The organism is Agrobacterium genomosp. 13 str. CFBP 6927, from assembly GCA_900012615.1.
GTDB lineage: Bacteria > Pseudomonadota > Alphaproteobacteria > Rhizobiales > Rhizobiaceae > Agrobacterium.
Window position 1 is genome coordinate 1,105,646 of sequence record LT009756.1, and the last position, 26,113, is coordinate 1,131,758.

Consider the following 26,113-nt stretch of genomic DNA (forward strand, 5'->3'; position numbering starts at 1 on the left):
CGTAAATGACGTTCCCGGTTGCAAAGCCGGGACGTCTTTCCTGCTTTACTTCAAGAGCTCAGCATTCGCTGAGGCGTTAACGAGAGTTCATTTTTCTTCGGGGTGGTAAACCTCCCACCCGCGCGGCGTCAGATGCTCCTGCGGATGGTAGCGGGTCTTGTAGCCCATCTTTTCCGAACCATCGACCCAGTAGCCGAGATAGACATGCGGCAGGCCAAGTGCGCGGGTGCGGGTGATGTGATCGATGATCATGAAGGTGCCGAGCGAGCGTTTTTCAAGATCGGGATTGAAGAAGGAATAGACCATCGAGAGGCCATCGCTCATCACATCGCTGAGCGCCACGGCCAGAAGTTCGCCGCGCTTGCTGGAATCGATGCCGGAGCCGGGCTCGCGCACGCGATATTCGATGATGCGGGTATTCACATGCGTGTCTTCCACCATGATCGCATAGTCCAGCGCCGACATGTCGGACATGCCGCCCGACTGGTGGCGGTGGTCGAGATAGCGGCGAAACAGGGCGAATTGTTCGGTGGAGGGCTCGGCGGCATGAACCGTGGCGACGACGTCCCTGTTGGCGGCCAGAACGCGCCGCATCGATTTCGTCGGCTGGAACTGTTCGGTCAGGATACGCACGGAGACGCAGGCGCGGCAGTTTTCGCAGGCCGGGCGATAGGCGATGTTCTGCGAGCGCCTGAAACCGCCCTGGGTCAGAAGATCGTTCATTTCCGAAGCGCGCGGGCCGACCAGATGGGTGAAGACCTTCCGCTCCATCTGGTTCGGCAGATAGGGGCAGGTGGCCGGCGCCGTAAGATAGAATTGGGGAGAGGGCGTCGCCTGCGTGTTCATCGAACCGTGATCGCCTCCTGCGTCTGTTATGAAAGCGCGCCGCGATTTCACGGGGTTGGCGGCGGCGCTTCAAGCGACATGCATAATGTCACAGAATGGCAAAATGCCGGAAAACGTCAACTGCGAGATGCGGCATTTGCGGGGTTTGAAAGCCACGTTTGCGTGGCTTTCCGCAATATCAGCGCGTTCTGACGATGACGGTGCCGAGCAGGAAGTCGTGAACGAGGCGCGAACGCTCGGTAAACAGGCCTGCAAGCAGGATCAGCGGCGTCAAAACCGAGTTGATGACCCAGAAAAGCACGATGTGAACGGTCGACAGCAGGAAATCGATTCGCCGCCCGTCCATCCGCGCCATGGCTATCCCCATCGCCCGCATGCCGGGGGTCGCCTGCGAGGGGCCGCCGAGCGTCATGCCGAAATAAAGCACCGCAACGATGACGAACAGCGCCGGATAGAGGAAGAAGCCGAGGCCGAGGGTAATCACGCCAAGAAAGAAGACGATCACAGCTGCCGGAATGCACAACAGGAGAACAATCGCATAATCGATCAGGAACGCGAAGACCCGCCGGCTCAGGACGCCGCTATAGGCGCGCCAGTCATCCGGTGCGGCATAGGTGGGGTTCTGGTCGAGGCTCATCGGTCGTTTTCTCCTGAGAAGGCATGACAGCGCGGCATCAGTGCCGTGTCAGCAGACAATATGGGAAGAAAACGACCGAATACAATAAGTGCGGGCCTCAGCCCTTTGCCAGTTTGCGTGCGGCCTCGATGGCGAAATAGGTCAGAACGCCATCGCAACCGGCACGCTTGAAACAGAGAAGCGTTTCCATCATCACGCGCTCGCCATCGATCCAGCCGTTCATCGCGGCTGCCTTGATCTGGGTATATTCGCCGGACACCTGATAGGCGAAGGTCGGCAGGCCGAAATTCTCCTTCAGCCGCCAGCAGATGTCGAGATAGGGCAGGCCGGGCTTGACCATCAGCATATCCGCGCCTTCCTCCACGTCGAGAGCGGCGTCGCGGATTGCCTCCATGCCGTTGGCGGGGCTGATGTAATAGCTGTTCTTGTCGCCCTTCAGCAGGCCGGCGGTGGAGATGGCCTCGCGATAGGGGCCGTAATAACCGGAAGCGAATTTCGTCGCATAGGACATGATGCCGACATTCTGGTGTCCGGCGGCATCGAGACCGCGACGGATGGCGCCGATCCGGCCATCCATCATCTCCGATGGAGAAATAATGTCCGATCCGGCTTCCGCCTGAAGGATCGCCGCCTTGATAATCTGTTCCACAGTCTCGTCATTGACGATCTCGTCGCCGCGCAGAATGCCGTCATGGCCGTGGCTGGTGAAAGGGTCGAGCGCAACGTCGGTGATCACGCCGATATTGGGAACGGCTTTCTTGACGGCGATGGTTGCCTGATTGATGAGATTATTCGCCTCGAGTGCGTTGGAACCGGTCTCGTCGCGCAGCTCCATTTCGATGTTCGGGAAGGTAGCAATTGCCGGAATGCCGAGATCGGCGGCCTCTTTCGCGGCTTCCACCAGTTTGTCGACGCTCATCCGGTTGACGCCCGGCATCGCCGGAATGGGATCGAGAATATTGCTGCCTGGTACGATGAAGACCGGCCAGATGAGATCGTCGACGGTGAGGCGGCTTTCCTGCACCAGACGGCGCGTCCAATCCGCCTTGCGATTGCGCCGCATGCGGCGATGGCCGGTGATCTCGTCGACCAGATGCGTTTTGTCCTGCATGTAAGAATGTCCTTCGATCAAATTTGGAAAGCTGCATAGCATGAAGCTTGGCCCATGCGAATGCGACAATCTTCCCTCATCGGCGTCCCGCACCGGCGTGATGTTTTGACAAGGCAAGCCGTGGAATTCAATATGGGCTGGTCGCCCGTTCGTCGAGACCGTATCTTCCGGCCATGGAACCTGATTCTCAACCTCTGCCGAAGCGTCCGCTTACGGAAATCCTCTTTCTGGTCTTCATGAGGCTGGTCGCGGTCTCCTGTTTCTGGTTTGGCCTGCAATATTGGGCGATGCTGACGGGATATTCGCTGGGCGGGCAAGGCCGGTTCGACATGCTGAACCTGCCATGGCGGGTGGCGGGCAGTGCACTGGCGGTCATTTTCCCGGTTGCGGCACTCGGCCTCTGGCTCGGCGCCTCCTGGGGGGCGGTCATCTGGGTCATGGGCGCGGGCGCGCAGATCGCCATGTACAAGGTGTGGCCGCATATCTTCGGCGCCAACACGCTGGTGCCCGTCATGCACGGTCTGGTGGCAACCATTTATATACTATTTCTGGTCGCTTTCTGGCTGGATCAGCGCCAAAATGAAGAGCGCGCAAGAATTGATTTACCATAAGAATAAAGCAATTCGGCCTGATTTTGGGCTGTATTTCAAGGCTAAGATATTGATTTATAATAGATTTGCCTGAGGCATTCCCGCTTCGCCACAAGTTGGGCCCTCCGGGGGAAATGCAGGTAACCATTTGTTAATCGTAGCTTTTAAGTAGAATTTTATGCGCATTGATTAGGTTCTCACTCAAGGCGGGAGACAAACAAACACACCGCCAGACAAAACAGTGAGGCAGTCATGATCAATAGCAAAGTTAAGCCCCAGGCCGTTGTTGCCGATGCACATGAAGATACCATCCGCTCGCTCTACATGGAGTCGCTGCACCTGGTGGAACGTCTCCACCGCCGCCTCCTCGATGTCATCAAGGATGAGTTCGACCGTCAGGGTCGCGATGACGTCAACGCCGTTCAGGCCCTGCTGCTGTTCAACATCGGCAATTCCGAACTGACGGCCGGCGAGCTTCGTTCGCGTGGTTATTACCTCGGCTCGAACGTCTCCTATAACGTCAAGAAGCTGGTCGATCTCGGTCTCATCAACCACCAGCGCTCGCGTGTCGACCGCCGCTCGGTCCGCATCAGCCTGACGGAGAAGGGCCAGGAAATCGCCGAAACGGTTGCCCGCCTTTATGAACGCCACGTCGGGTCGATCGAAAAGGTCGGCGGCATCGGCACCGGTGAGTTCTCCGAAATGAACAAGCTGCTGCAGCGCCTCGATCGCTTCTGGAACGACTCGATCGCCTATCGCCTGTAATACCGCGACGGTTTCACTGTTTAAGCCGGGGGCATCCTTTTGCTCCCGGCTTGCGGATTCCGAACGTCGCCGCCACGCGCTTTTGCCTGTCAAGCCCATCCCTTTATCGAGCCTTCGCACTGTTTTTCAGGCGAACAAAGCTTCGTGAGAATAGGGCCGTGACACGAATCGGCCATATTGATATGGGACCGGCAAGGGCGAAGGAGCCGGCTGTTTCTCCTGCTGTCGCGGCAAGTCCCGACTGTTCTGCCAGACAATAGCGCCCAGCGGATGGGTATTGAGTATCACCAGCCGGCAGGCACGTTATACGTGTTTGTTAATCATATTGATTTAGGCATTGTTGAGAATGCCGAACAAAGTGGCTGGTAGGTAGAATGACAAAGAAATCCGTTTCCGATTCCGTATCGCGCCGCGCGCTTCTGCGTTCGGCCGTTTCCGTTGGCGCCGCCGCGCTTGCCGCGCCGGCCTTTGCGCAGAACGCGCTCAACGATCTCATGGGCTCTTCGCGCCGCGGCAACTGGGATGACCAGTTCGACGCCAATACGTCGCGTTCCGCCGTGGGCGTCGTTTCCAACAATCCGGTTCTCGGACGCGAAGCGCCTGTCTATATGCAGCAGGCGATCATGCAATATCAGCAGATCGTGCAGAATGGCGGCTGGCCGGACGTGCCCGCCACCCAGCAGCGCCTTCAGATCGGCGTTTCCGACCCATCCGTGCAGGCACTCCGCCAGCGCCTGATGGTTTCGGGTGACCTGCCGCGCGAAGCCGGCATTTCCAGCGCTTTCGATTCCTATGTCGACGGTGCGCTGAAGCGCTTCCAGGCCCGCCACGGCCTTCCGGCCGATGGCGTCAGCGGCGAATACACCACGAAGGCGCTCAATGTTTCGGCTCAGATCCGTCTGGCGCAGCTGCAGACCAACCTCGTGCGCATCCAGTCCATGTCCGGCGATCTCGGCCAGCGCCACCTGATGGTGAATATCCCGGCCGCGGCCATCGAAGCCGTTGAAAACGAACGCGTCGTGCTGCGCAACACGGCCGTTGTCGGCCGCGCCAGCCGCCCAACCCATGTCATCAATTCCAAGATCTACGAAGTCATTCTCAACCCCTACTGGACAGCGCCGCGCTCGATCGTCGAAAAGGACATCGTGCCGCTGATGCAGAAGGACCCGACCTATCTGGAGCGGAACAATATCCGCCTCATCGACGGCAAGGGACAGGAAGTTTCGCCGACCGCGGTCGACTGGTTCGCGCCGAAGGCGCCGAACCTGATGTTCCGTCAGGACCCCGGCAAGATCAACGCCATGTCGTCGACGAAGATCAACTTCCACAATCCGAACAACGAATATATGCACGACACGCCGCAGCAGGGCCTGTTCAACAAGCTGATGCGGTTTGAATCCTCCGGCTGCGTGCGCGTGCAGAACGTGCGCGACCTCACGAGCTGGCTGCTGCGCGACACGCCCGGCTGGTCTCGTCAGGAAATGGAACGTGTCATCGCCACCCGCGTCAACACGCCGATCAAGCTGGCGCAGGAAGTTCCCGTTTATTTCGTCTACATCACCGCATGGTCGGCGAAGGACGGCGTGGTGCAGTTCCGTGATGACATCTATGAGAAGGATGGCAACGCCGAACTGGCGCTGAACACCACGAGCGGCATGGAGCAGCCGGCCGGCGCTGTGGACGACGACCTGTTGCCGCGCAACTGATCTCTGCCATCGAATTTACCCGTAAATGAAAGGCCGCGCCCTGCCGGGCGCGGCTTTTCCTCTTTTTACTGCTGCTTTTGAAAAAACAACTGTCGTTTTTTGTCGCAACGTCGCAGTTTGACGGGCAAATCTCGCAGCCCGTATTGCTCTTGTCCGGGCAGGGCGCTAAGACGCCATCGCATTACTGTTTCAGGAGCCTTCACCATGTCGAACACAGATGCTTTCTTCTCCCGTCCGCTTGCCGAAGTCGATCCGGATATTTTCGGCGCGATCGAGAAGGAACTGGGTCGCCAGCGCCACGAGATCGAACTGATCGCCTCGGAAAACATCGTTTCCCGCGCCGTGCTCGAAGCGCAGGGTTCGATCATGACCAACAAATATGCGGAAGGTTATCCGGGCAAGCGTTATTACGGCGGCTGCCAGTTCGTCGACATCGCTGAAGAACTCGCCATCGAGCGCGCCAAGAAGCTGTTCGGCGTCAACTTCGCCAACGTGCAGCCGAATTCCGGTTCGCAAATGAACCAGGCCGTGTTCCTCGCGCTGCTGCAGCCGGGTGATACCTTCATGGGCCTCGACCTGAACTCGGGAGGCCATCTGACGCATGGTTCGCCGGTCAACATGTCCGGCAAGTGGTTCAACGTCGTCTCCTACGGCGTGCGTGAAGGCGACAACCTGCTCGACATGGACGAAGTGGAGCGCAAGGCCAAGGAAACCCGGCCGAAGCTGATCCTCGCCGGCGGCACCGCCTATTCCCGTATCTGGGACTGGAAGCGCTTCCGCGAAATCGCCGATGAAGTCGGTGCTTACCTCATGGTCGACATGGCCCACATCGCCGGTCTCGTTGCCGGTGGCCAGCATCCGTCGCCGTTCCCGCACTGCCATGTCGCCACCACGACGACGCATAAGTCGCTGCGCGGCCCGCGTGGCGGCATGATCCTTACCAACGAAGAGGATCTGGCCAAGAAGTTCAATTCGGCTGTATTCCCCGGCCTGCAGGGCGGCCCGCTGATGCACGTCATCGCCGCAAAGGCCGTCGCCTTCGGTGAAGCGCTGCAGCCGGAATTCAAGGATTACGCCGCACAGGTCGTCAAGAACGCCAAGGCGCTGGCCGAAACGCTGATCGAAGGCGGTCTGGATGTTGTCTCCGGCGGCACCGACAACCACCTGATGCTGGTCGATCTTCGCAAGAAGAACGCCACCGGTAAGCGCGCGGAAGCAGCTCTTGGCCGCGCCTACGTCACCTGCAACAAGAACGGCATTCCTTTCGATCCGGAAAAGCCTTTCGTCACCTCTGGTGTTCGCCTTGGCACGCCGGCCGGCACGACGCGCGGTTTCAAGGAAGCGGAATTCCGCGAAATCGGCAAGCTGATCGTGGAGGTTCTCGATGGTCTGAAGGTTGCCAATTCGGACGAGGGCAACGCCGCCGTCGAGGCTGCGGTGCGTGAAAAGGTCGTCGGCCTGACCGACCGTTTCCCGATGTACCCGTACATGTAAGAGAGGAAGACGATGCGCTGCCCATTTTGCGGTTCCGAAGACACACAGGTCAAGGACTCGCGTCCGGCGGAGGACAATACCTCCATCCGCCGGCGGCGCATCTGCCCCGATTGCGGCGGCCGCTTCACGACCTATGAGCGCGTGCAACTGCGCGAGCTGATGGTCATCAAGAAAAGCGGCCGCAAGCTGCCCTTCGACCGGGAAAAGCTGGTACGATCCTTCGAGATCGCGCTGCGCAAGCGCCCGGTCGACCGCGACCGTATCGAGCGCGCCGTCTCCGGCATCGTCCGCCGCCTGGAAAGTTCCGGCGAGACGGAAATCCCCTCGGAAGAAATCGGCCTGCAGGTTCTCGAAGCGCTGAAGAGCCTCGATGACGTGGCCTTCGTGCGTTACGCCTCGGTCTATCGCGATTTCAGCCATGCCGAGGATTTTGAAAACGTGATTGCCGAAATCAACGCCAAGATCGCCCGCGATACGGACGCCGGAGTCTAGCCGTGACCACCCGCGCCGATGACGAAAGATTCATGGCCCGGGCAATCGAGGTTTCGCTTCGCCATCAGGGCCAGACGCTTACCAATCCATCGGTTGGCTGTGTTCTCGTAAAAGACGGAAAAATCATCGCCGAAGCCGTGACCGCCATTGGCGGCCGCCCGCATGCCGAACGGCAGGCGCTGGAAATAGCCGGCGAGGCGGCGCGCGGCGCGACCGCTTATGTGACGCTCGAACCCTGCTCACACTGGGGCAAGACGCCTCCCTGCGCCAATGCGCTGGTGGAATTCGGCGTCGCCCGTGTGGTCGTGGCGGTAGACGATCCGGATGAGCGCGTTTCCGGCCGCGGCTATACGATTTTACGGGATGCCGGCATTGTCGTGGAAACCGGCCTGTTGCGCGCGGAAGGCCAGCGAGCGCTTGCCGGCTACCTCACGCGTCAGGTGAAAAAACGCCCGCATGTGATTCTGAAACTTGCCGTTTCCGCCGATGGTATGATCGGCAGGAAAGGCGAGGGGCAGGTGGCGATCACCGGTCCCGAGGCGCGCCATGCCGTGCATGAATTGCGCGCGCGTTGTGATTGCATCCTTGTGGGGATTGGCACGGCGATTGCTGACGATCCGGAACTGACGGTGCGTATTTCGGGGATGGAGCAGCGCTCGCCGGTCCGTATCGTGCTGGATCGGCATTTTGAGTTGCCGCTGACATCGAAGCTGGTGAAGACAGCGCGGGAGGTGCCGGTGATCGTTGCGGCGATACCCCCCTCCCTGCCCTGCCGGGCATCTCCCCCCTCAAGGGGGGGAGATCGATGGAGCGCTGCTTCGCCCCGCATCGGCAGCTGGAGAGGGTGAGCCGGAGGCACAATTTGCACGAGCGGCTAGCCCCTTGCCGATCTCCCCCCTTGAGGGGGAGATGCCCGGCAGGGCAGAGGGGGTAACCGCGACCACCGACGCCAACTCCTCACCGAGGCCGGCGTCCAGATCCTCGAAGCCCCAACCCTCGAAAACCTCCTGCGCATTCTCGCCGAAAGCGGCATGTCGGAACTTCTGGTCGAAGGAGGCGCCTTTGCCGCAAAATCATTCCTTGAAGCCGGGCTGGTGGACCGTATCATGCTGTTCGAAAGCCCGGTCGTGATCGGCGAAGGCGGCATTGAAACGCCGCTCAACCGTGCCGATATCACGGGCGACTATGCACTGATCAGCGAAACCGCCTATGGGCCGGATCGCTGCTTCGATTATGAAAGGCCGATTTGATGTTTACCGGAATTGTCACCGACGTTGGAACCGTTTCCGAGCTGGAAGCCCTGGCGGAAGGCGTGCGTCTGCGGGTGGCGACCAATTACGATCCCAAGACCATCGATATGGGCGCATCGATCTCCCATGGCGGCGTCTGCCTGACGGTGACGAGGTTGCCGGAAGACGGCAGCAATGAGCGCTGGTACGAGGTCGAGGCCTGGGAAGAGGCGCTGCGCCTGACGACGATTGCCGGCTGGCAAAAGGGTACCCACGTCAATCTGGAGCGGGCGCTCAAGATCGGCGATGAGCTTGGCGGCCACATCGTTTCCGGCCATGTCGATGGCAGGGCGGAAATCCTTTCGGTGGAATCCGAAGGCGAGGCAGTGCGCATTCGCCTGCGCGCGCCGGAGCATCTGGCGAAATTCGTTGCGCCCAAGGGTTCCGTGGCGCTCGACGGCACCTCGCTGACCGTCAACGCCGTCGAAGGCACGGATTTCGACGTGCTGTTGATCCGCCACACGCTGACTGTCACCACATGGGGCGAACGCCAGCCGGGCGATTTCGTCAATTTCGAAGTCGATACCATGGCACGTTATGCCGCAAGGCTTGCGGAATTTCCCTCAGCGTAATGTGACGATGCTTTGGAGAGGAGGACGCACCGACGCCTCCTCCGTCATTCCGGCCTTGAGCCGGAATCCAGCCAGCCCAAGTCTTTGGGCTGAAAGAATTTTTCCCGCCGCGCAGACGCGCGTCGACTGGATTCCGGCTCAAGGCCGGAATGACGGAAAGGGGAGTGCCAACACCTGAAATCGCGGCATATGCAATTGTTCTCAAGCACCCCGCTTCCGATGAAGCCGGAAACGCTATAAGACCTTTTAGCCGTTTGATATCGACCGCAAGCCAAACGGGTAGGGAAATACATCATGCCGTCCTTCGAACTGCTGACAGCCTTTTTCATAACCACCGCCTTGTTCGCCTATATCCCCGGTCCGGCCATGCTTTATGCGGCGGCGCAGACCATGGCGCGCGGCCGGTTTGCCGGGCTGATGGCGGTGCTTGGTATCCATGTCGGCTGCTATTTCCACATTTTTGCCTCTGCCGCAGGGCTTTCGGTGCTGTTTCAGGCCGTGCCATGGCTTTATCTGGCGGTGAAGCTATGCGGTGCGCTGTATCTCATCTGGCTCGGCTTCTCGATGCTGCGCAGCAAGCTTGAGGGCGAGGCGGTCAATCTGACCATCGAGCCGAAATCGGCCCGCCGCGCCTTCATCGACAGCATCATCGTCGATGTGCTCAATCCGAAGACGGCGCTGTTCTTTCTGGCCTTCCTGCCGCAATTCGTGGACCCTGCGGCGGCCTTTCCGGTCTGGCTGCAATTGCTGATCCTCGGCATCGCCGTCAATTTCATTTTTTCCTCGGCCGATCTTGTCGGCGTGCTTCTGGCGGGCGCCATGGTCGGGCGTCTGAAGCGTTCCGGGGCGGTGCAGGTGCTTGCCCGGCGCGCGGCCGGGACGGTGCTGATGGGGCTTGGCGTCCATCTCGCCTTCCAGAAAACCTGATTGTCGCGGAGCAGCACCGGAAGGCTTGAAACCCGGCCAAATGCCCCGCAAACGCGGCCTCTTGCGCCGCTGACACATGAAATTACTTGCCAAAAATGGCCAGCCGTGGTTTGACCGCCGCAAAAGCCGGTATGATCCGGCATCAAGCTTTTCAGGAAAATATCATGTCCAAACCCCATCTTCTTATCGTGGAAGCACGTTTTTACGACGATATGGCGGATGCCCTTCTCGAAGGCGCGAAATTCGCGCTCGATGAGGCCGGCGCCACCTATGACGTCATTACCGTTCCGGGTGCGCTGGAAATCCCCGCCGCCATCGCCATGGCGCTTGACGGTGCTGACAATGACGGCACGGAATATGACGGTTTCGTCGCACTCGGCATGGTCATTCGCGGTGAGACCTACCACTTCGACATCGTTTCCAACGAATCCTCCCGCGCGCTGATGGATCTCGCCGTCAGCGAATCGCTGCCGATCGGCAACGGCATCCTCACCGTTGAGAATGACGAGCAGGCATGGGCACGCGTGCGTCGTTCCGACAAGGACAAGGGCGGTTTCGCGGCGCGTGCGGCGCTGACGATGATCGAGCTGAAGAAAAAACTGGGTGGCTGAACGCATGTCGAATGTTGAAAATGGCGGTGAACCGCGCCAGCCTTCGGTAAAGCCAGCCAACCAGCGCGGCGCTGCACGCCTTGCGGCCGTGCAGGCGCTTTACCAGATGGATGTCGGCGGAACCGGCGTTATGGAAGTCGTGGCCGAATATGAGGCGCACCGTCTTGGCCAGGAAGTCGATGGCGACACCTATCTGAAAGCTGACCCGTCCTGGTTCCGTTCCATCGTTTCCGGCGTCGTCCGCGATCAGACCAAGATCGACCCGCTGGTTCGCTCGGCCCTTCTGGAAGACTGGCCGCTGTCGCGCCTCGATGCCACCGTGCGGGCGATTCTGCGTGCCGGCACTTTCGAGATTTTGGAGCGCAAGGACGTGCCGGTCGCCGTCATCGTCACGGAATATGTCGAGATCGCCCGTGCTTTCTTCGAGCATGATGAGCCGAAGCTCGTGAATGCGGTGCTTGACCGCATTGCCAAGCAGGTGCGCGGCGAGGCAAAACGCTGAAGTAAAACAGGTGAGGAAGACATGAGCGCCGTTTCCGTCCCCGGACTAGAAGTTCAACTGGACGAGGCGAAGCGCAACGTCTTCCTCCTCACCATCGCGCAGGCGATCATGGGATCGGCTGCGCCCTTAAGCTTTTCGGTTGGCGCACTTGCCGGCTATCAGCTGCTCGGCGCGGACAAGTCACTGGCGACCGCGCCTCTCACCGGCTTCAATATCGGCGTTGCGCTCGGCGCCATCTGCGTAGCAGCCGCATCCCGCTTTCTCGGCCGCAAAGCAGGCTTCATGGTCGGCGCGCTGATGTGCTCGATTGGCGGCGGTATTGCTGCCGTAGCGCTCTTCCGTGCGGATTTCTGGCTGTTTGCCGTCGGCCTGCTGCTGATCGGTATTTCCGGCGGATTCACGCAGAAAATCCGCTTCGCCGCCGCCGATGCCTCGCCATCCTTTTACAAGCCGAAAGCCATTTCCTGGATCCTGGCGGGTGGAATCATCTCGGCCATCGTTGGCCCGCAGCTTGCCATTTTCGGCAAGGACGTGTTCGCGCCGGTCACCTTCGCCGGCGCCTTTATCGCGCTGGTGCCGCTTGGCATCATCTCGATTGCGATTCTGGCATTCCTGAAATTACCGGATCCAAAGGCCGCTTCTACTCATGCGCACGCGGTGCGGCCCCTGTCGGAGATCGTCCGCACGCACCGTTTCGTCACCGGCATGGTCTGCGGTATCGGTTCCTACGCATTGATGACCTTCATGATGACCGGCGCACCGCTCGCCATGGTCGTCGGTTGCGGTTTCCCCTCCGAACTCGCGACCCTCGGCATTCAGTGGCATGTTCTTGCCATGTTCGGCCCGAGCTTCTTCACCGGCATGCTGATCTCCCGATTCGGGGCGGAGAAAATCGTCGCGACCGGCCTCGTTGTGCTGATGGCCTGCGCCGTCGTCGCCCATATGGGTATCGAATTGTGGAATTTCTGGGCGGCGCTCATTCTCCTTGGGCTCGGCTGGAATTTCGGTTTTATCGGCGCTACCGCCATCATCACCTCCAGCTACCGCCCGCATGAGGCGGACAAGGTGCAGGGTTTCCACGATATCGTGCTTTTCGGCACGGTGGCGCTTTCATCCTTCTCTTCCGGCAAGGTGTTCACGGCCTGGGGCTGGTCGGTAATGAACCTCGTCATCTGGCCGGTGGCCGGCCTTTGCCTGCTGCTTGTCCTGTCGCTGCTGCTGACCCCGCGCAAAAACGCCGCCTGAGATTGCGTCAGCGCTCTACCCCTTTCATGTTTCAGGCAAAATTGTGGGCTTGACGCCACGCCTTTCGCCAACGCAATCTTGCCGCGCAGGTCATTCTTCCTTGGGAGGGGAACAAATGGCCACGACAGGACCCGGAGCGCTTGCGATCATCCGGTCCTTGCACAAGGTTTCGCCACGCCGGGGAGGGAGTGAGACCCGGCTTTTTGGGAGGTAAGTGCGCATGACCGTAATACCCATAGTGATTTTATGCGGTATCCTGTCCGTGGTTTACGCGGTATGGGCGACCAAGAGTGTTCTCGATGCCGATCAGGGCAACGAGCGTATGCGTGAAATAGCAGGTTATATCCGTGAAGGCGCACAGGCTTATCTCACCCGTCAATATCTCACCATCGCCATCGTCGGACTGATCGTCGCCGTTCTCGCCTGGTATCTGCTGTCGGCCATGGCAGCCATTGGTTTCCTCATCGGCGCGGTGCTTTCGGGCGCCGCCGGTTTCGTCGGCATGCATGTGTCCGTGCGCGCCAATCTGCGCACCGCGCAGGCCGCCTCGCACAGCCTTTCCGCCGGTCTCGACATCGCCTTCAAGTCGGGCGCGATCACCGGCATGCTGGTGGCCGGTCTCGCGCTGCTCGGCGTCTCCATTTATTATTTCATCCTGACCTCGGTGATGGGCCATGCGGCCGGTTCGCGTGAGGTGATCGATGCGCTGGTGTCGCTTGGCTTCGGCGCATCGCTGATTTCAATCTTCGCCCGCCTCGGCGGCGGCATCTTCACCAAGGGTGCCGATGTCGGCGGCGATCTCGTCGGCAAGGTCGAGGCTGGAATTCCCGAAGACGATCCGCGCAACCCGGCAACCATTGCCGACAATGTCGGCGACAATGTCGGCGATTGCGCCGGCATGGCCGCTGACCTCTTCGAGACCTATGCCGTCTCTGTCGTCGCGACCATGGTTCTCGCCGCGATCTTCTTTGCCGGAACGCCGATACTGGAAAGCGCCATGGTCTATCCGCTGGCGATTTGCGGCGCCTGCATCCTGACGTCGATTGCCGGCACCTTCTTCGTCAAGCTTGGCACCAACAATTCCATCATGGGCGCACTCTATAAGGGCCTGATCGCCACGGGTATCTTCTCCATTGCCGGTCTGGCGGTCGCCACCCATGCGACGGTGGGCTGGGGCACGGTCGGCACGGTGGCCGGTATGGAGATCACCGGCACCAACCTCTTCCTGTGCGGCATTGTTGGCCTTGTCGTGACGGCACTGATCGTCGTCATTACCGAATATTACACCGGCACCAACAAGCGCCCGGTCAATTCCATCGCGCAGGCGTCGGTCACCGGTCACGGCACCAATGTCATCCAGGGTCTTGCGGTCTCGCTGGAATCGACGGCGCTGCCGGCCATCGTCATTGTCGGCGGCATCATCGGCACCTACCAGCTCGGCGGCCTGTTCGGCACCGGCATCGCGGTCACCGCCATGCTGGGTCTGGCGGGCATGATCGTGGCGCTCGACGCCTTCGGCCCGGTGACTGATAATGCCGGTGGTATCGCTGAAATGGCCGGTCTCGATCCTGACGTGCGCAAGGCGACCGACGCGCTGGATGCCGTCGGCAACACCACCAAGGCCGTCACCAAGGGTTACGCCATCGGTTCTGCCGGTCTCGGCGCGCTGGTGCTGTTTGCGGCCTATTCCAACGACCTGTCCTATTTCGCCGCCAATGGCGATACCTATCCCTACTTCAAGGATATTGGCGAGATTTCCTTCAGCCTTGCCAATCCTTACGTCGTGGCGGGCCTGCTGTTCGGCGGCCTCATTCCGTACCTCTTCGGCGGCATTGCGATGACGGCGGTAGGCAAGGCGGCAAGCTCGATCGTCGAAGAAGTCCGCCGCCAGTTCCGGGAAAAGCCGGGCATCATGGCCGGAACGGAAAAACCGGACTATGGCAAGGCGGTTGATCTTCTGACCAAGGCGGCGATCAAGGAAATGGTCATTCCGTCGCTCCTGCCGGTTCTGGCGCCGCTCGTCGTTTATTTCGGTGTGCTGCTGATTTCCGGTTCCAAGGCATCTGCCTTCGCGGCACTTGGCGCATCGCTGCTCGGCGTCATCATCAACGGCCTGTTCGTGGCGATTTCCATGACCTCCGGTGGTGGCGCGTGGGATAATGCCAAGAAGAGCTTCGAGGACGGTTTCATCGACAAGGACGGCGTGCGCCACGTCAAGGGTTCCGATGCCCACAAGGCCTCGGTGACGGGCGATACGGTCGGCGATCCCTACAAGGACACCGCCGGTCCGGCCGTCAACCCGGCCATCAAGATCACCAATATCGTGGCGCTGTTGCTGCTCGCAGTTCTTGCCCACTGAAGGCTTAAGATTCCGACGAATGAAAAAGGCCCGGGGAGCGATCCCCGGGCCTTTGAGTTTTCCGTTTCTTCTTCCGATCAGGGGGTGTTGTTGCCCTGACCGAGAATGCTCTTGGCGATATTGGCGCCCGAGGTGCCGCCGGACAGCAGCTGCTGCAGGAACGTCAGATCCTTGCCGCCTGTCGGGGTGGTGCGGGAAATCGTGTCGAAGACCTTGCCGTCCTGCAGCGCGTAATTGGCCTTGCGCTCGATCACGCCGTCCTTGTTGAAATAGATCGCGAGAATATTCTGCTCGACCAGCGTCGGCTTCATGAAGGCGGCGCGGCGCACACGCTTCTGCGAGATGTAGTAGAAAACTTCGTTGCCGAAGGTCGCCGTGGTCGAGGGCGTACCCATGGTCAGCAGAACCTGCTCGCGGCTGGAACCTTCGGGGATCAGCTGGAGCGCCTGGTCGTCCATGACATAACCATTGTGGAACACATCGGTCGTGCTGGTGCAGGCGGAAAGCAGGCCGGACGCGAGGACGATTGCGATGGCCGTTTTGCTCAGAATTTTGCCCTGACTTGCGGATTTCTGCTTGCTCAACTGCGTTTTCCCGACTGCGATCATGAATGGCACCTTCCGGCATTGCGTGGTGCACAGTGTCTGTGCACATGATTGTGTCAATCCGGGGACGGAAAATCCCGATCACCCCCCAAATTCAATGCTTTCCCGGCCTTCTGGAACTCCTCCGGTTCTCTTCGACTGTTTCAGCGCAAAGACGAACGTGACCGCGACAGCATTGCAATTCGTGGATGCTTCGGTAAACCAGCTTTGACAATCATGCAACAAGTGCGATGGGCGGTAAGCGAATTCACCGGTCACGTTCGGAAAAAACAATGATATTCGGGCTGTTCAGGAAGAAAAACAACAACCGCGCCATAGTCGACCGCCAATATGCGACCTTGACGGCTGCTGCCCGCACGCCTGAATTTTATCTCGATCTGGGTGTTCCCGACACGGTGATGGGCCGTTTCGAAATGCTGTCGATCATCATGATTCTCTATTTCCGCCGCACCAAATCATCAGGTGTCAGCGGGCAGGAGATCGCTCAGGAGATCGTCGACGCCTTTTTTCAGGATATCGATCATTCCATCCGTGAACTTGGTATCGGCGACCAGGGCGTGCCGAAACGGATGAAGAAATTTGCCGGCATGTTTTACGGGCGGCTGGAATCCTACGCGGCGGCGCTGGATGCATCCGACCCCGTTGCCCTTGCCGCGGCGCTTGCGCGCAATATATATCCGCAGACAGACGATAAGGCGCCGCAGCTGGACGGGCTGGCGGGTTGGATGATGGAAACGTCTTCCGCCCTTTCCGCATGCTCCGAGGAAACGATAGCGACCGGAAGCCTGACGCTGCCCCTGCCTGGACAATGAGGTTTACGATGAACGCGCGACACGCCGCAAATGACGACCTGCCTTTTTCCTATCCCGTAAAGGTAGGCCATATTTCCGCCAATCCCGTCAGGATTGGTCTCGAAGCCAATGCCGAGGAACTGAAGGCGCTGGCGAAATTCTGGGATGTGGTGTCCGTCGACTATCTGAAGGCGGAGCTGCAGGTTACCCGCTGGAAGAAGGATGGCATCAAGATCAAGGGCGAGGTTCATGCGGCCGTGACCCAGTCCTGCGTGGTGACGCTGGAGCCGGTCACGAGCAAGATCGACGAGGCGGTGGAGCACATCTTCGTTCCCGAAGGGTCGAAGCTCGCGCGCATGGTCACCAACGAGGAGGGCGAGATCGTGCTCGACCCTGATGGTCCGGATATTCCCGACCAGTTCACCGGCGACAGCATCGATGTGGGCGCTGTGGTGGCGGAATTTGCGGCCCTTGCGATCGATCCCTATCCGCGCAAATCGGATGCCGAATTCGCTGATACGGCCGACAAGGAGCCCGAAGCAGAGAAGCGTCCGTCGCCCTTTGCCGTGCTGAAAGACTGGAAAAAAGACTGAATGGCCCCGACAGGCTGAAATAAATATATTGTATCAGGAGCCGGAAAAGGTATTTTCGCGCGAAATCCGCTTGAGTGGCGGCAAGAAGGATAAGGGACGAGTGATCAGAATAGCGATTGACGTCATGGGTGGCGATTTCGGCCCTGATGTTGCCATACCCGGTGCTGCCAAGGCGCTTGAACGGCATAATGATGTAACTTTTCTGCTCTACGGGCAGAAGAGCAAATGCGACCCCATTCTGGCACAATATCCCGCCCTTCGGGAAAAGTCGGTCTTTCACGATTGTGAAGTCTCGGTCGGCATGGATGAAAAGCCAAGCCAGGCGCTTCGTCGCGGCCGTTACGTCTCCAGCATGTGGCGTGCCATCGAGGCCGTGAAGCTGGGTGAAGCCGACGTCGTCGTTTCCGCCGGCAATACCGGCGCTCTGATGGCCATGGCCAAATTCTGTTTGCGCACCATGGCGCGGGTGGAACGCCCGGCAATCGCCGGCATCTGGCCGACACTGAAAGGTGAAAGCATCGTTCTCGATGTCGGCGCGACGATCGGTGCCGATTCCCAGCAATTGCTTGATTTCGCCCTGATGGGTGGCGCCATGGCGCGCGCGCTGTTCGATATCGACCGTCCCACTGTCGGCCTGCTCAATGTCGGTGTCGAGGAGGTCAAGGGTCAGGAAGAGGTGCGTGAGGCAGGACGTCTCATTCGCGAGGCCGATCTCGGCACCATCGACTATCGCGGTTTTGTCGAGGGCGACGATATCGGCAAGGGTACGGTGGATGTGGTGGTGACCGAAGGGTTCACCGGCAACATCGCGCTCAAAGCCGCCGAAGGCACCGCGCGCCAGATCACCACGCTTCTGCGTGAGGCGATCTCCCGCAGCTTCTTCGCCAAGATCGGTTATATCCTGGCGAAAAGCGCCTTTGATGTGCTCAGGGAAAAAATGGACCCGCGCAAGGTCAATGGCGGCGTGTTTCTCGGCCTGAACGGCATTGTCATCAAAAGCCATGGCGGCACGGATGCCATCGGTTTTGCTTCCGCCGTCGATGTCGGCTACGACATGGTCCATAACGGACTGACGGCGAAAATTGAAAACGATCTGAAGATTTACCACGCAAGACGGCTTCCGCCCCCGGCGCCCGAAGCTCTCGTGGCTGACGAGGAATAAGGGAATGATCCGTTCTATAGTCCGTGGTTTCGGGGCAGCGCTTCCGAAGCGTGTCATGACCAACAGTGAAATCGAAGGTGTCGTCGAGACCTCCGACGAATGGATCGTGCAGCGCACGGGCATCCGGCAGCGCTATATCGCCGGCGAAGGTGAAACGACCGCGTCGCTTGGCGAGGCGGCGGCCCGCGCCGCTCTCGACAATGCCGGCCTGACGCCTGACGATATCGATCTCATCATTCTGGCCACATCGACCCCGGACAATACCTTTCCGGCAACGGCGGTGAACATCCAGAACCGCCTCGGCATGACCCACGGTTTCGCCTTCGACATGCAGGCCGTCTGCTCCGGCTTCGTTTATGCCGTATCGACCGCCGATCTCTATATTCGCGGCGGCATGGCCAAGCGTGTTCTGGTGATCGGTTCGGAAACATTCTCGCGCATTCTCGACTGGAAGGACCGCACCACCTGCGTTCTGTTCGGCGATGGTGCCGGCGCGCTTGTGCTTGAAGCCGGTGAAGGCGAGGGCACCTCTGACGATCGCGGTATTCTCACCGCGCAGCTGCGATCCGATGGTTCGCACAAGGAAAAGCTCTATGTTGATGGCGGACCTTCGACGACAGGCACGGTCGGTCATCTGCGCATGGAAGGCCGGGAAGTATTCAAGCACGCCGTCGGCATGATCACCGACGTCATCGAGCAGGCCTTCGAGGCGACGGGCACGACGGCGGATGACCTGGACTGGCTCGTTCCGCATCAGGCCAACAAGCGCATCATCGACGGTTCCGCGAAGAAGCTCAACATCGACCCGGCAAAGGTGGTCATCACCGTCGATCAGCACGGCAATACCTCGGCGGCCTCCATTCCGCTGGCGCTCGCCGTTGCGGCCGGTGACGGACGCATCAAGAAGGGCGATCTGGTCATGCTGGAAGCCATGGGCGGCGGCTTTACCTGGGGTGCAGTGCTGCTGCGTTGGTAAGGCGCAATTTGCGCGTTTGCCGGGGTGATGGCGCGAAATCGGTTGTAATTTTCGCGCTCATGCCCCGATCAGATGCGCCGGAGCGGCCCGAGCCTGTGTCAAAACCGTATCAGTCGCTCTAAGCCCTTGCACTGATTGCCGAAAGCCTCAAATGAATCTGGAACAATCGCTTGACCGGTCGCCACAAGGGAAATAATCTCGGCGGCTCCTAGAGAAAAATTCAGACACGGTTTGTGGGGAAAAATGGCCGGGAAGACAGTGACACGCGCAGATCTTGCAGAATCTGTGTTTCGTAAAGTCGGGCTGTCCCGCACCGAATCCGCCGAACTGGTCGAAACGATCATCGACGAAATTTGCAACGCGATCACCCGTGGCGAGGTCGTCAAGCTGTCGTCTTTCGCGACATTCCAGATCAGGGAAAAGAACGAGCGCATCGGCCGCAACCCGAAAACGGGTGAGGAAGTTCCGATTTCGCCGCGCCGCGTCATGACCTTCAAGGCCTCGAACGTGCTGAAACAGCGTATTCTCAAGGCGCATACGGCCCGCAAGGCCAAACAGAAGGGCCAGAAAGCTGGCTCCTGAGCCGGCTGTCCCAAAGCCTTTTTTTGCCCCCTGGCAGGCCTTTTCTCCATTCTTCCTGTGAACATACTTGAATTTCAACGTGCAAGCCGTTGAAATCCGGTCGACTCGCATCATAATCAATTTTACTAAATGGCATCTTGCCGCTTCGGGCATCGATGCGGGGATCGCTTGAGGTCTTCGCGATTTGTGATGCACGGATCGGCGGTTGAGAAGCGTTCTTGTTCAGTGCCCGGCTTTATGCAAGGCGCTCCGGGTCCGGATGGGAGTGGAAATTTGGACAAAAGCCCCGACGCGTTTCGGACGATCAGTGAAGTGGCGGATGAGCTGAACCTGCCGCAGCACGTGCTGCGCTTCTGGGAAACACGCTTTCCGCAGATCAAGCCGATGAAACGGGGCGGGGGCCGCCGTTATTACCGCCCCGATGATATCGATCTCCTGAAGGGCATTCGTCATCTTCTTTATGATCATGGATACACCATCAAAGGTGTCCAGAAGCTGCTGAAAGCCAATGGCAACCGCTTCGTGGCGGCCATCGCCTCCGGCGATCTTGCCACCATGGAAGCCATCATGGCGGCGAGCGGTGAGAAGGAAGTCGCCGAACCGCGCGTCATCGATACCGATGGGGACGAGGTCGTCGGCCGTCCGAAGGCAAAGCCGAGCGGCCGTTTTTTCGGCTTCGGCGGTGGCGGCGGCGATGCCGAAATATCGGTCGGCAAGTCAGGTATCGGCAAGGATGATCAGGCGCTTTTGCAGGAAGCCCTGTTCGACCTCCTCGAATGCAAGCGGCTGCTCGATCAGGTTCGCTGACAGTTTTCCACAACTCTCTTGAGGCGCTTCCACCAAAAAGGTGGACCGCGGATTTTCGCCCGGAAACACGCAAAAACAAAGAGTTAGATCGTTTTCGCGATTTGGGGAAAACGCAAACTCTCTAAAATGCCAACCTTTCGGAAACTCCTTTGGCCGATAATGCGGCTCCGTAAAAAGGAGTCCGATCGTGAGCAACCGAAAATCGACAGCACGGCGCCGCACGGCGAAGAAATCGGGCGGCGGCAGCGTGTGGCCCTGGGTGCTGATGCTGGGCGTGGTTGCCGGCGGCATTCAGGCTTATGAACATCGCGACAGCCTTCTGCCACAGCGGCATGCCGCAAGGTCCACGCAGACGACGACAAGTTCACCCAAGGTTGCCGTTGCCGCGAAACGCGAGACCGCCGCGCCGGAGAGGGCGGCGGCCATTCGGCCAGCATCGCCGGTCTTGCCGGGCAGCGGGCCGGTGCCGCCACGCTCAATCGCCATGCCGCCGGCGCAGGTCGCCGCTATCCTGCCGGAAACACGTCCATCCGTCGAAAAAATCTCGCTTGGGGAAAAAACCGGCGCCTTCGCCTTTTGCGGCCGCTCGGGGCTTAACAATTGCGTGGCTGATGGCAACACCTTCTGGATGAAGGGCGTGAAAATGCAGCTTGCCGGTATCGAGGTTCCGCAGATCGACCGGGCGCGATGCATGGAAGAGCGCCAGCGCGGTTTCGTTGCGAAGGTCAGGCTTCGGGATATGCTGAACGCCGGCGCCTTCGATGTGGCCTCTTCCGGGGCCGCGGGCGAGCAAACCATGGAACGCAAACGGCTTTCGCGTTCGGGCGTGTCCTTTGCCGATCAGCTCGTGCGGGAAGGTCTGGCACATCCGGCCTCGGCAAAAAATCAGTCCTGGTGTGGCTAAGGCCCCGTTGACCGAAACGGTCCCTCCTGTGTAGATGAGGCACTGTGGAGGCTTGGGGCTGGACGCTGTTTGTTCAAGTCCCGAACAATGACGAAACAGTTTTGCAGCGCCAGAGCCGGATCGGCAGGCGGCGCGGCATTGCGGACGTGGCGAAATCGGTAGACGCAGCAGACTTAAAATCTGCCGACCATTGGTCTTGCGGGTTCAAGTCCCGCCGTCCGCACCATCTTCATTCCAGATTACAAGATTTCTCTTTCGTTTTTCTGCGACCCGCGGGCTTTCCGCATGGGTTTTGCGCCGGATTCGCTCATTTTTTGGCATAGGCCGCACTGAATCAGGCGGGTTAGCCTAAAAAATGAACGTGGTTAAGCGGACGGCATTTTTCCGTAAAAATCACCCAAAAGAGCCTATTGACCTTGCCACGATGGGAAGCCCTATCTTTTTTTAATACAAGAAAAGAGGGGTCATAAGCATGTCACAAATCCAGCTCCGGGCGAGCCATACGATAGCCATCGATGGGATGACATGCGCCTCTTGTGTTGGCCGTGTGGAAAAGGCGATTGCCAAGGTGCCGGGTGTTCTCAAGGCTTCGGTCAATCTGGCAACGGAACGCGCCGATATTTCTTTTTCCGGTCCGGCTGATGTACTGGCCGTTATCGATGCCGTCCGGAATGCGGGATACGGCGTCGAAGAAAAAACCGTCGAGCTCGATATTGAGGGCATGACCTGCGCCTCCTGTGTCGGGCGTGTCGAAAAGGCGCTGAAGGCCGTCTCCGGTGTTTCCGATGCGAGCGTCAATCTGGCGACGGAGCGCGCCACCGTCCGCGTTGCCGGCAATGCCGTCTCGGCCGCCACCCTCGCGGAAGCGATCAAACAGGCGGGTTATAAGGCGAGCGAGACTGCCGCCGATAAAGCCAAGGGTGATGAGCCCGACCGGCGCGAAGCTGAATTGCGCGGTCTGAAAATCAGCCTTGCTATCGCGGTCGCCCTGACGCTGCCGGTCTTCGTTCTGGAAATGGGCTCGCATATGGTGCCCACCATCCATGACTTCGTGATGGAAACCGTCGGCATGCGGGAAAGCTGGTATCTGCAATTTGCGCTGACCACACTCGTCCTGTTCGGACCCGGCTTACGGTTCTTCAAAAAGGGCATACCGGCGCTTCTGCGGCTGGCGCCGGACATGAATTCGCTTGTCGTGCTGGGCACCGCCGCCGCCTGGGGGTTCTCGGTGGTTGCCACTTTCGTGCCCGAAATCCTGCCGAGAGGCACGGCCAATGTCTATTATGAGGCGGCGGCGGTTATCGTCACGCTCATCCTGCTCGGCCGTTTTCTCGAGGCACGCGCCAAGGGTCGCACCAGCGAGGCGATAAAGCGGCTCGTCGGCCTGCAGGCCAAGTCGGCCCGCGTGTTGCGCAACGGTGAAACCATTGACGTGCCGCTGCAGGATGTTGTGACCGGCGATGTGATCGTTGTCCGCCCCGGCGAGAAGGTGCCCGTTGACGGTCTGGTGCTTGATGGCTCCTCCTATGTCGATGAATCGATGATTACCGGCGAACCTGTACCGGTGACCAAGGTGGCAGGCTCCGAAGTTGTCGGCGGCACGGTCAACAGGAACGGTTCCTTCACCTTCCGCGCCACCAAGGTCGGTGCCGATACGCTAATCGCGCAGATCATCCGCATGGTCGAGGAGGCGCAGGCCGACAAGCTGCCCATTCAGGCTTTGGTGGACAAGGTGACCAACTGGTTCGTGCCGGCGGTGATGCTGGCAGCACTGACCACCTTCATCGTCTGGTTCGTTCTTGGGCCGGAGCCGGCGCTTACCTTTGCGCTCGTCAACGCCGTCGCGGTCCTCATCATTGCCTGCCCCTGCGCCATGGGCCTTGCCACGCCGACATCGATCATGGTCGGAACCGGCCGTGCCGCCGAGATGGGTGTCCTGTTCCGCCGCGGCGATGCGCTCCAGACCCTGCGTGACGCCGACGTCATCGCCGTCGACAAGACCGGCACCCTGACGCTCGGCAAGCCGACGCTGGTTCATTTCTCCACGACGGAAGGCTTCGATCCGGATGAAGTGCTGCGCCTTGTCGCCTCGCTTGAGAGCCGTTCCGAACATCCGATTGCCGAAGCGATTGTCGAGGCGGCGAAACATGGCGGTCTGACACTTGCCGATGCGGAGGGCTTTGAGGCGACCCCTGGTTTCGGCGTAGCGGCAACGGTTGACGGTCGCAGGGTCGAGGCCGGAGCTGACCGGTTCATGGTGAAGCTCGGTTACGATGTCACGATGTTCGCTGATGAAGCCGACCGGCTTGGCCGGGAAGGGCAGTCGCCGCTCTATGCCGCCGTGGATGGCAGACTGGCAGTGATTATTGCCGTTGCCGATCCGGTCAAGCCGACGACGCCGGAAGCGATAGCGGCGCTGCACGCGCTTGGTCTCAAGGTCACGATGATCACCGGCGACAACCGCCGCACCGCCGAAGCCATTGCCCGTCGTCTCGGTATCGACGAGGTGGTGGCGGAAGTCTTGCCCGACGGCAAGGTGGACGCTGTGAAGAGGCTGGCCGCTGGCGGGCGGAAGGTTGCCTTTGTCGGCGATGGCATCAACGATGCGCCGGCCCTTGCGGCAGCCGATGTCGGGCTTGCCATCGGCACGGGTACGGATGTCGCCATTGAAAGCGCCGATGTGGTGCTGATGTCGGGTGATTTGCGCGGCGTTGCCAATGCCATCGCGCTCTCCAAGGCCACGATCCGCAATATCGGCCAGAATCTGTTCTGGGCCTTCGCCTACAATGCCGCGCTCGTTCCCGTGGCGGCCGGAATATTGTATCCTGTCAACGGCGTTCTGCTGTCGCCTGTCCTTGCTGCCGGAGCCATGGCGCTCTCCAGCGTCTTCGTCTTGACGAATGCGCTGCGCCTCAAAAGCTTCCGCCCGCCGCTTGTGGACAGATCATCCGACACGCAACTCGCAGCGGCCGAATAGGAGGCTGATGTTATGACGCCTGGAAACACAGTCTATCTGCCGCGGATCGGACGCAGCATTCTGGCGGCGCAGGGTGAAACCGTGCTTCAGGCCGCCCTTGCCGCCGGGATTTCTTATCCGCATGGCTGTCGCATGGGCCGGTGCGGGGCCTGCAAGTCGCACCTCGTCTCGGGTGAGATCGACCTTCTCAAGCACACGCCTTTTTCATTGACCGAAGAAGAAAAGGTCGAGGGCCTGACGCTCGCCTGCCGCGCCGTGCCGCTCAGCGACGTGACCATCGGCTGGCTCGACGGCGAGGATGAGTTCGCCGATATTCCGACCGGCCGTTTCGAAGGCGTTATTGCTGAAGCGATTGACGCGACGCATGATATCAAGCTCATTCGGATCAGGCTCAACGACCGCGAACTGTTCACCTTCAAGGCAGGGCAATATGTGCGCCTGCTTTATCAGGACTGTTCGCCGCGTGACTATTCCATCGCCAGCCGCATTGATGAGGAATTGATAGAATTCCACATCCGGCATGTCCCCGGCGGCGTCACGAGTGGCCATATTTTCGCGAATGCCAGAGCTGGCGATCCTGTCACGCTCGTCGGTCCCTTCGGGTCTTCATACCTGCGCGAAAAACATTGCGGACCGATCCTCGGCATTGCCGGCGGTTCGGGGCTGGCGCCGGTGAAGGCGGTGGTGGAGGCAGCGCTTGCCGCGGGCCGGGCCACGGGTCGCGAGCGCCCGATCCACGTCTATTTCGGCGCCCGTGCGCAGCGTGACCTCTATATGGTCGACCGTTTCGAGGAACTTGCGGCAACGCACCGTAATCTGAGCTTCATTCCGGTTCTCTCGAATGAAGAACATGCGCAAATCCGGTGCGGTTATGTCGGCTCAGCCGTGGCGAATGACTTTGACGATCTCGATGGCTGGAAGGCCTATCTCGCAGGTCCGCCGGCGATGATCGAGGCGACGGTGCCACAGCTTCTGGCAAGGGGCATTCGCACCGCCGACATTCATGCAGACGTGTTTTTCACTCCCGAAAGATAGGAGCAGGATCGATGAATATTGGCACAGCCGCCACCGCATCCGGTGTTTCTGCAAAGATGATCCGCCATTACGAAACGATCGGCCTGATCAAATCGGCAAACCGCACGGAATCCGGTTATCGGGTCTATACCGCCAACGATCTGGAAACGCTGCGCTTCATCCGGCGCGGTCGCGACCTCGGTTTTTCAATCGAAAAGATCCGGCAGCTCATGACCCTGTGGCGCGATCCGGGCGGCGCGTCCTGCGATGTCAAGCGCATCGTCATGGAACATGTCGTCGACCTGGAAGCGAAGATGCATTCGCTTCGGGACATGGCCGATACGCTTCGAAATCTCGCGACCTATTGCCCTGATAATGGTGAGCCGGATTGCCCGATCATCCAGGACCTGGCGCAATCCGAAGATCCCGATTTTGTAGCGGTGGCGGCGGTGCCCAAGCGGTCCGGCATGCTGAAGGGTACGTCCGGTCCGCTGACGGAACTACATCGCCTCGTGAAATAAACAGCCGTTCCCTGTCGGGCACCGGCAAAAGATTG

Annotated in this window: 25 protein-coding genes, 1 tRNA gene and 1 pseudogene; 23 read left to right on the plus strand and 4 right to left on the minus strand. The window is 59.8% G+C overall.

The features are described 5' to 3' along the window. Positions 1–87: 87 nt before the first annotated feature. The 3 genes from AGR13A_RS05515 to hemB all read right to left on the minus strand — a co-directional run bounded on the left by AGR13A_RS05515 (position 88) and on the right by hemB (position 2,594). On the minus strand, positions 88–846 hold the full coding sequence (locus AGR13A_RS05515; RefSeq protein ID WP_080834112.1) for an arginyltransferase: 759 nt from the start codon (positions 844–846) through the stop codon (positions 88–90). A 178-nt stretch (positions 847–1,024) separates the two neighbouring features. Next, positions 1,025–1,483, minus strand: a complete 459-nt coding sequence (locus AGR13A_RS05525) for an RDD family protein (RefSeq protein ID WP_035217820.1) — start codon at positions 1,481–1,483, stop codon at positions 1,025–1,027. Positions 1,484–1,580: 97 nt separating this feature from the next. After that, positions 1,581–2,594 carry a porphobilinogen synthase gene (gene hemB, locus AGR13A_RS05530; protein WP_080836601.1) on the minus strand — a complete coding sequence of 338 codons (1,014 nt, stop codon included), beginning with the start codon at positions 2,592–2,594 and terminating at the stop codon, positions 1,581–1,583. A gap of 173 nt (positions 2,595–2,767) precedes the next feature. On the opposite strand from hemB, the gene AGR13A_RS05535 reads away from it, so the two are divergent. From AGR13A_RS05535 to AGR13A_RS05590, 12 genes and pseudogenes are all read left to right on the plus strand, one after another. Further along, positions 2,768–3,205: a DUF6163 family protein gene (locus AGR13A_RS05535; protein WP_035217818.1), complete on the plus strand. Its 438-nt coding sequence runs from the start codon at positions 2,768–2,770 to the stop codon at positions 3,203–3,205. Between the two features lie 234 nt (positions 3,206–3,439). Beyond that, on the plus strand, positions 3,440–3,949 hold the full coding sequence (gene ldtR / locus AGR13A_RS05540) for a transcriptional regulator LdtR (protein ID WP_026363448.1): 510 nt from the start codon (positions 3,440–3,442) through the stop codon (positions 3,947–3,949). Positions 3,950–4,323: 374 nt separating this feature from the next. Continuing rightward, positions 4,324–5,655 carry a L,D-transpeptidase family protein gene (locus AGR13A_RS05545; protein WP_080834114.1) on the plus strand — a complete coding sequence of 444 codons (1,332 nt, stop codon included), beginning with the start codon at positions 4,324–4,326 and terminating at the stop codon, positions 5,653–5,655. Positions 5,656–5,859: 204 nt separating this feature from the next. Then, positions 5,860–7,149, plus strand: a complete 1,290-nt coding sequence (gene glyA, locus AGR13A_RS05550) for a serine hydroxymethyltransferase (protein ID WP_035217816.1) — start codon at positions 5,860–5,862, stop codon at positions 7,147–7,149. A gap of 12 nt (positions 7,150–7,161) precedes the next feature. Continuing rightward, positions 7,162–7,641 carry a transcriptional regulator NrdR gene (nrdR, locus tag AGR13A_RS05555; RefSeq protein ID WP_003496675.1) on the plus strand — a complete coding sequence of 160 codons (480 nt, stop codon included), beginning with the start codon at positions 7,162–7,164 and terminating at the stop codon, positions 7,639–7,641. Positions 7,642–7,643: 2 nt separating this feature from the next. Beyond that, positions 7,644–8,891, plus strand: a pseudogene (gene ribD, locus AGR13A_RS05560) (bifunctional diaminohydroxyphosphoribosylaminopyrimidine deaminase/5-amino-6-(5-phosphoribosylamino)uracil reductase RibD). Continuing rightward, a complete protein-coding gene (locus AGR13A_RS05565; protein ID WP_003520802.1) occupies positions 8,891–9,502 on the plus strand; it encodes a riboflavin synthase in 612 nt (203 codons plus the stop codon). The pseudogene ribD and the gene AGR13A_RS05565 overlap by 1 nt, the downstream one beginning before the upstream one ends. A 294-nt stretch (positions 9,503–9,796) precedes the next feature. Next, positions 9,797–10,429 (plus strand): LysE family translocator, encoded by a 633-nt coding sequence (locus tag AGR13A_RS05570; RefSeq protein ID WP_080817239.1) that lies wholly within the window; start codon positions 9,797–9,799, stop codon positions 10,427–10,429. Between the two features lie 131 nt (positions 10,430–10,560). Next, positions 10,561–11,040, plus strand: coding sequence for a 6,7-dimethyl-8-ribityllumazine synthase (locus tag AGR13A_RS05575; protein ID WP_003520804.1), 480 nt, complete (start codon positions 10,561–10,563; stop codon positions 11,038–11,040). A gap of 4 nt (positions 11,041–11,044) precedes the next feature. Further along, positions 11,045–11,542 (plus strand): transcription antitermination factor NusB, encoded by a 498-nt coding sequence (gene nusB, locus AGR13A_RS05580; protein ID WP_004441180.1) that lies wholly within the window; start codon positions 11,045–11,047, stop codon positions 11,540–11,542. 21 nt (positions 11,543–11,563) lie between these two features. Next, entirely contained in the window at positions 11,564–12,787 is a 1,224-nt protein-coding gene (locus AGR13A_RS05585) for an MFS transporter (protein WP_035217809.1), read from the plus strand. Positions 12,788–13,007: 220 nt separating this feature from the next. Further along, positions 13,008–15,146: a sodium-translocating pyrophosphatase gene (locus tag AGR13A_RS05590; RefSeq protein ID WP_080834115.1), complete on the plus strand. Its 2,139-nt coding sequence runs from the start codon at positions 13,008–13,010 to the stop codon at positions 15,144–15,146. Between the two features lie 77 nt (positions 15,147–15,223). Here AGR13A_RS05590 and AGR13A_RS05595 read toward each other — a convergent pair whose 3' ends face one another. Then, a complete protein-coding gene (locus AGR13A_RS05595; protein WP_035217805.1) occupies positions 15,224–15,754 on the minus strand; it encodes an outer membrane protein assembly factor BamE in 531 nt (176 codons plus the stop codon). A 269-nt stretch (positions 15,755–16,023) separates the two neighbouring features. Between AGR13A_RS05595 and AGR13A_RS05600 the strand changes: the two genes are divergently transcribed. From AGR13A_RS05600 to cueR, 11 genes are all read left to right on the plus strand, one after another. Next, positions 16,024–16,563: a ubiquinol-cytochrome C chaperone family protein gene (locus tag AGR13A_RS05600; RefSeq protein WP_035217802.1), complete on the plus strand. Its 540-nt coding sequence runs from the start codon at positions 16,024–16,026 to the stop codon at positions 16,561–16,563. A gap of 8 nt (positions 16,564–16,571) precedes the next feature. Beyond that, on the plus strand, positions 16,572–17,135 hold the full coding sequence (locus tag AGR13A_RS05605; RefSeq protein WP_035217799.1) for a YceD family protein: 564 nt from the start codon (positions 16,572–16,574) through the stop codon (positions 17,133–17,135). A gap of 100 nt (positions 17,136–17,235) precedes the next feature. Further along, on the plus strand, positions 17,236–18,297 hold the full coding sequence (gene plsX, locus AGR13A_RS05610; RefSeq protein ID WP_035218905.1) for a phosphate acyltransferase PlsX: 1,062 nt from the start codon (positions 17,236–17,238) through the stop codon (positions 18,295–18,297). A gap of 4 nt (positions 18,298–18,301) precedes the next feature. After that, positions 18,302–19,273 (plus strand): beta-ketoacyl-ACP synthase III, encoded by a 972-nt coding sequence (locus tag AGR13A_RS05615; RefSeq protein ID WP_080834116.1) that lies wholly within the window; start codon positions 18,302–18,304, stop codon positions 19,271–19,273. A 243-nt stretch (positions 19,274–19,516) separates the two neighbouring features. Further along, complete coding sequence (locus AGR13A_RS05620; RefSeq protein WP_035217795.1) at positions 19,517–19,855, plus strand: integration host factor subunit alpha; 339 nt, start codon at positions 19,517–19,519, stop codon at positions 19,853–19,855. A gap of 273 nt (positions 19,856–20,128) precedes the next feature. Continuing rightward, positions 20,129–20,662, plus strand: coding sequence for a MerR family transcriptional regulator (locus tag AGR13A_RS05625; protein WP_080834117.1), 534 nt, complete (start codon positions 20,129–20,131; stop codon positions 20,660–20,662). Between the two features lie 187 nt (positions 20,663–20,849). Continuing rightward, a complete protein-coding gene (locus AGR13A_RS05630; RefSeq protein WP_080834119.1) occupies positions 20,850–21,566 on the plus strand; it encodes a thermonuclease family protein in 717 nt (238 codons plus the stop codon). 140 nt (positions 21,567–21,706) lie between these two features. After that, positions 21,707–21,792 (plus strand) — tRNA-Leu (locus AGR13A_RS05635). 246 nt (positions 21,793–22,038) lie between these two features. Continuing rightward, on the plus strand, positions 22,039–24,543 hold the full coding sequence (locus tag AGR13A_RS05640; protein ID WP_167377418.1) for a heavy metal translocating P-type ATPase: 2,505 nt from the start codon (positions 22,039–22,041) through the stop codon (positions 24,541–24,543). Positions 24,544–24,555: 12 nt separating this feature from the next. Further along, a complete protein-coding gene (locus tag AGR13A_RS05645; RefSeq protein ID WP_080834123.1) occupies positions 24,556–25,578 on the plus strand; it encodes a 2Fe-2S iron-sulfur cluster-binding protein in 1,023 nt (340 codons plus the stop codon). A gap of 11 nt (positions 25,579–25,589) precedes the next feature. Further along, on the plus strand, positions 25,590–26,078 hold the full coding sequence (gene cueR / locus AGR13A_RS05650; RefSeq protein WP_080834125.1) for a Cu(I)-responsive transcriptional regulator: 489 nt from the start codon (positions 25,590–25,592) through the stop codon (positions 26,076–26,078). Positions 26,079–26,113 lie beyond the last annotated feature (35 nt).

Coding starts and splice junctions, on each gene's coding strand:
- AGR13A_RS05600 (WP_035217802.1), top strand. CDS start 16,024: ATGATATTCGGGCTGTTCAGGAAGAAAAACAACAACCGCGCCATAGTC.
- AGR13A_RS05545 (WP_080834114.1), top strand. CDS start 4,324: ATGACAAAGAAATCCGTTTCCGATTCCGTATCGCGCCGCGCGCTTCTG.
- AGR13A_RS05525 (WP_035217820.1), bottom strand. CDS start 1,483: ATGAGCCTCGACCAGAACCCCACCTATGCCGCACCGGATGACTGGCGC.
- AGR13A_RS05565 (WP_003520802.1), top strand. CDS start 8,891: ATGTTTACCGGAATTGTCACCGACGTTGGAACCGTTTCCGAGCTGGAA.
- AGR13A_RS05615 (WP_080834116.1), top strand. CDS start 18,302: ATGATCCGTTCTATAGTCCGTGGTTTCGGGGCAGCGCTTCCGAAGCGT.
- cueR (WP_080834125.1), top strand. CDS start 25,590: ATGAATATTGGCACAGCCGCCACCGCATCCGGTGTTTCTGCAAAGATG.
- AGR13A_RS05640 (WP_167377418.1), top strand. CDS start 22,039: ATGTCACAAATCCAGCTCCGGGCGAGCCATACGATAGCCATCGATGGG.
- AGR13A_RS05575 (WP_003520804.1), top strand. CDS start 10,561: ATGATCCGGCATCAAGCTTTTCAGGAAAATATCATGTCCAAACCCCAT.
- AGR13A_RS05590 (WP_080834115.1), top strand. CDS start 13,008: ATGACCGTAATACCCATAGTGATTTTATGCGGTATCCTGTCCGTGGTT.
- AGR13A_RS05595 (WP_035217805.1), bottom strand. CDS start 15,754: ATGATCGCAGTCGGGAAAACGCAGTTGAGCAAGCAGAAATCCGCAAGT.
- glyA (WP_035217816.1), top strand. CDS start 5,860: ATGTCGAACACAGATGCTTTCTTCTCCCGTCCGCTTGCCGAAGTCGAT.
- AGR13A_RS05585 (WP_035217809.1), top strand. CDS start 11,564: ATGAGCGCCGTTTCCGTCCCCGGACTAGAAGTTCAACTGGACGAGGCG.
- AGR13A_RS05535 (WP_035217818.1), top strand. CDS start 2,768: ATGGAACCTGATTCTCAACCTCTGCCGAAGCGTCCGCTTACGGAAATC.
- AGR13A_RS05620 (WP_035217795.1), top strand. CDS start 19,517: ATGGCCGGGAAGACAGTGACACGCGCAGATCTTGCAGAATCTGTGTTT.
- AGR13A_RS05570 (WP_080817239.1), top strand. CDS start 9,797: ATGCCGTCCTTCGAACTGCTGACAGCCTTTTTCATAACCACCGCCTTG.
- nrdR (WP_003496675.1), top strand. CDS start 7,162: ATGCGCTGCCCATTTTGCGGTTCCGAAGACACACAGGTCAAGGACTCG.
- nusB (WP_004441180.1), top strand. CDS start 11,045: ATGTCGAATGTTGAAAATGGCGGTGAACCGCGCCAGCCTTCGGTAAAG.
- hemB (WP_080836601.1), bottom strand. CDS start 2,594: ATGCAGGACAAAACGCATCTGGTCGACGAGATCACCGGCCATCGCCGC.
- AGR13A_RS05515 (WP_080834112.1), bottom strand. CDS start 846: ATGAACACGCAGGCGACGCCCTCTCCCCAATTCTATCTTACGGCGCCG.
- AGR13A_RS05645 (WP_080834123.1), top strand. CDS start 24,556: ATGACGCCTGGAAACACAGTCTATCTGCCGCGGATCGGACGCAGCATT.
- AGR13A_RS05605 (WP_035217799.1), top strand. CDS start 16,572: ATGAACGCGCGACACGCCGCAAATGACGACCTGCCTTTTTCCTATCCC.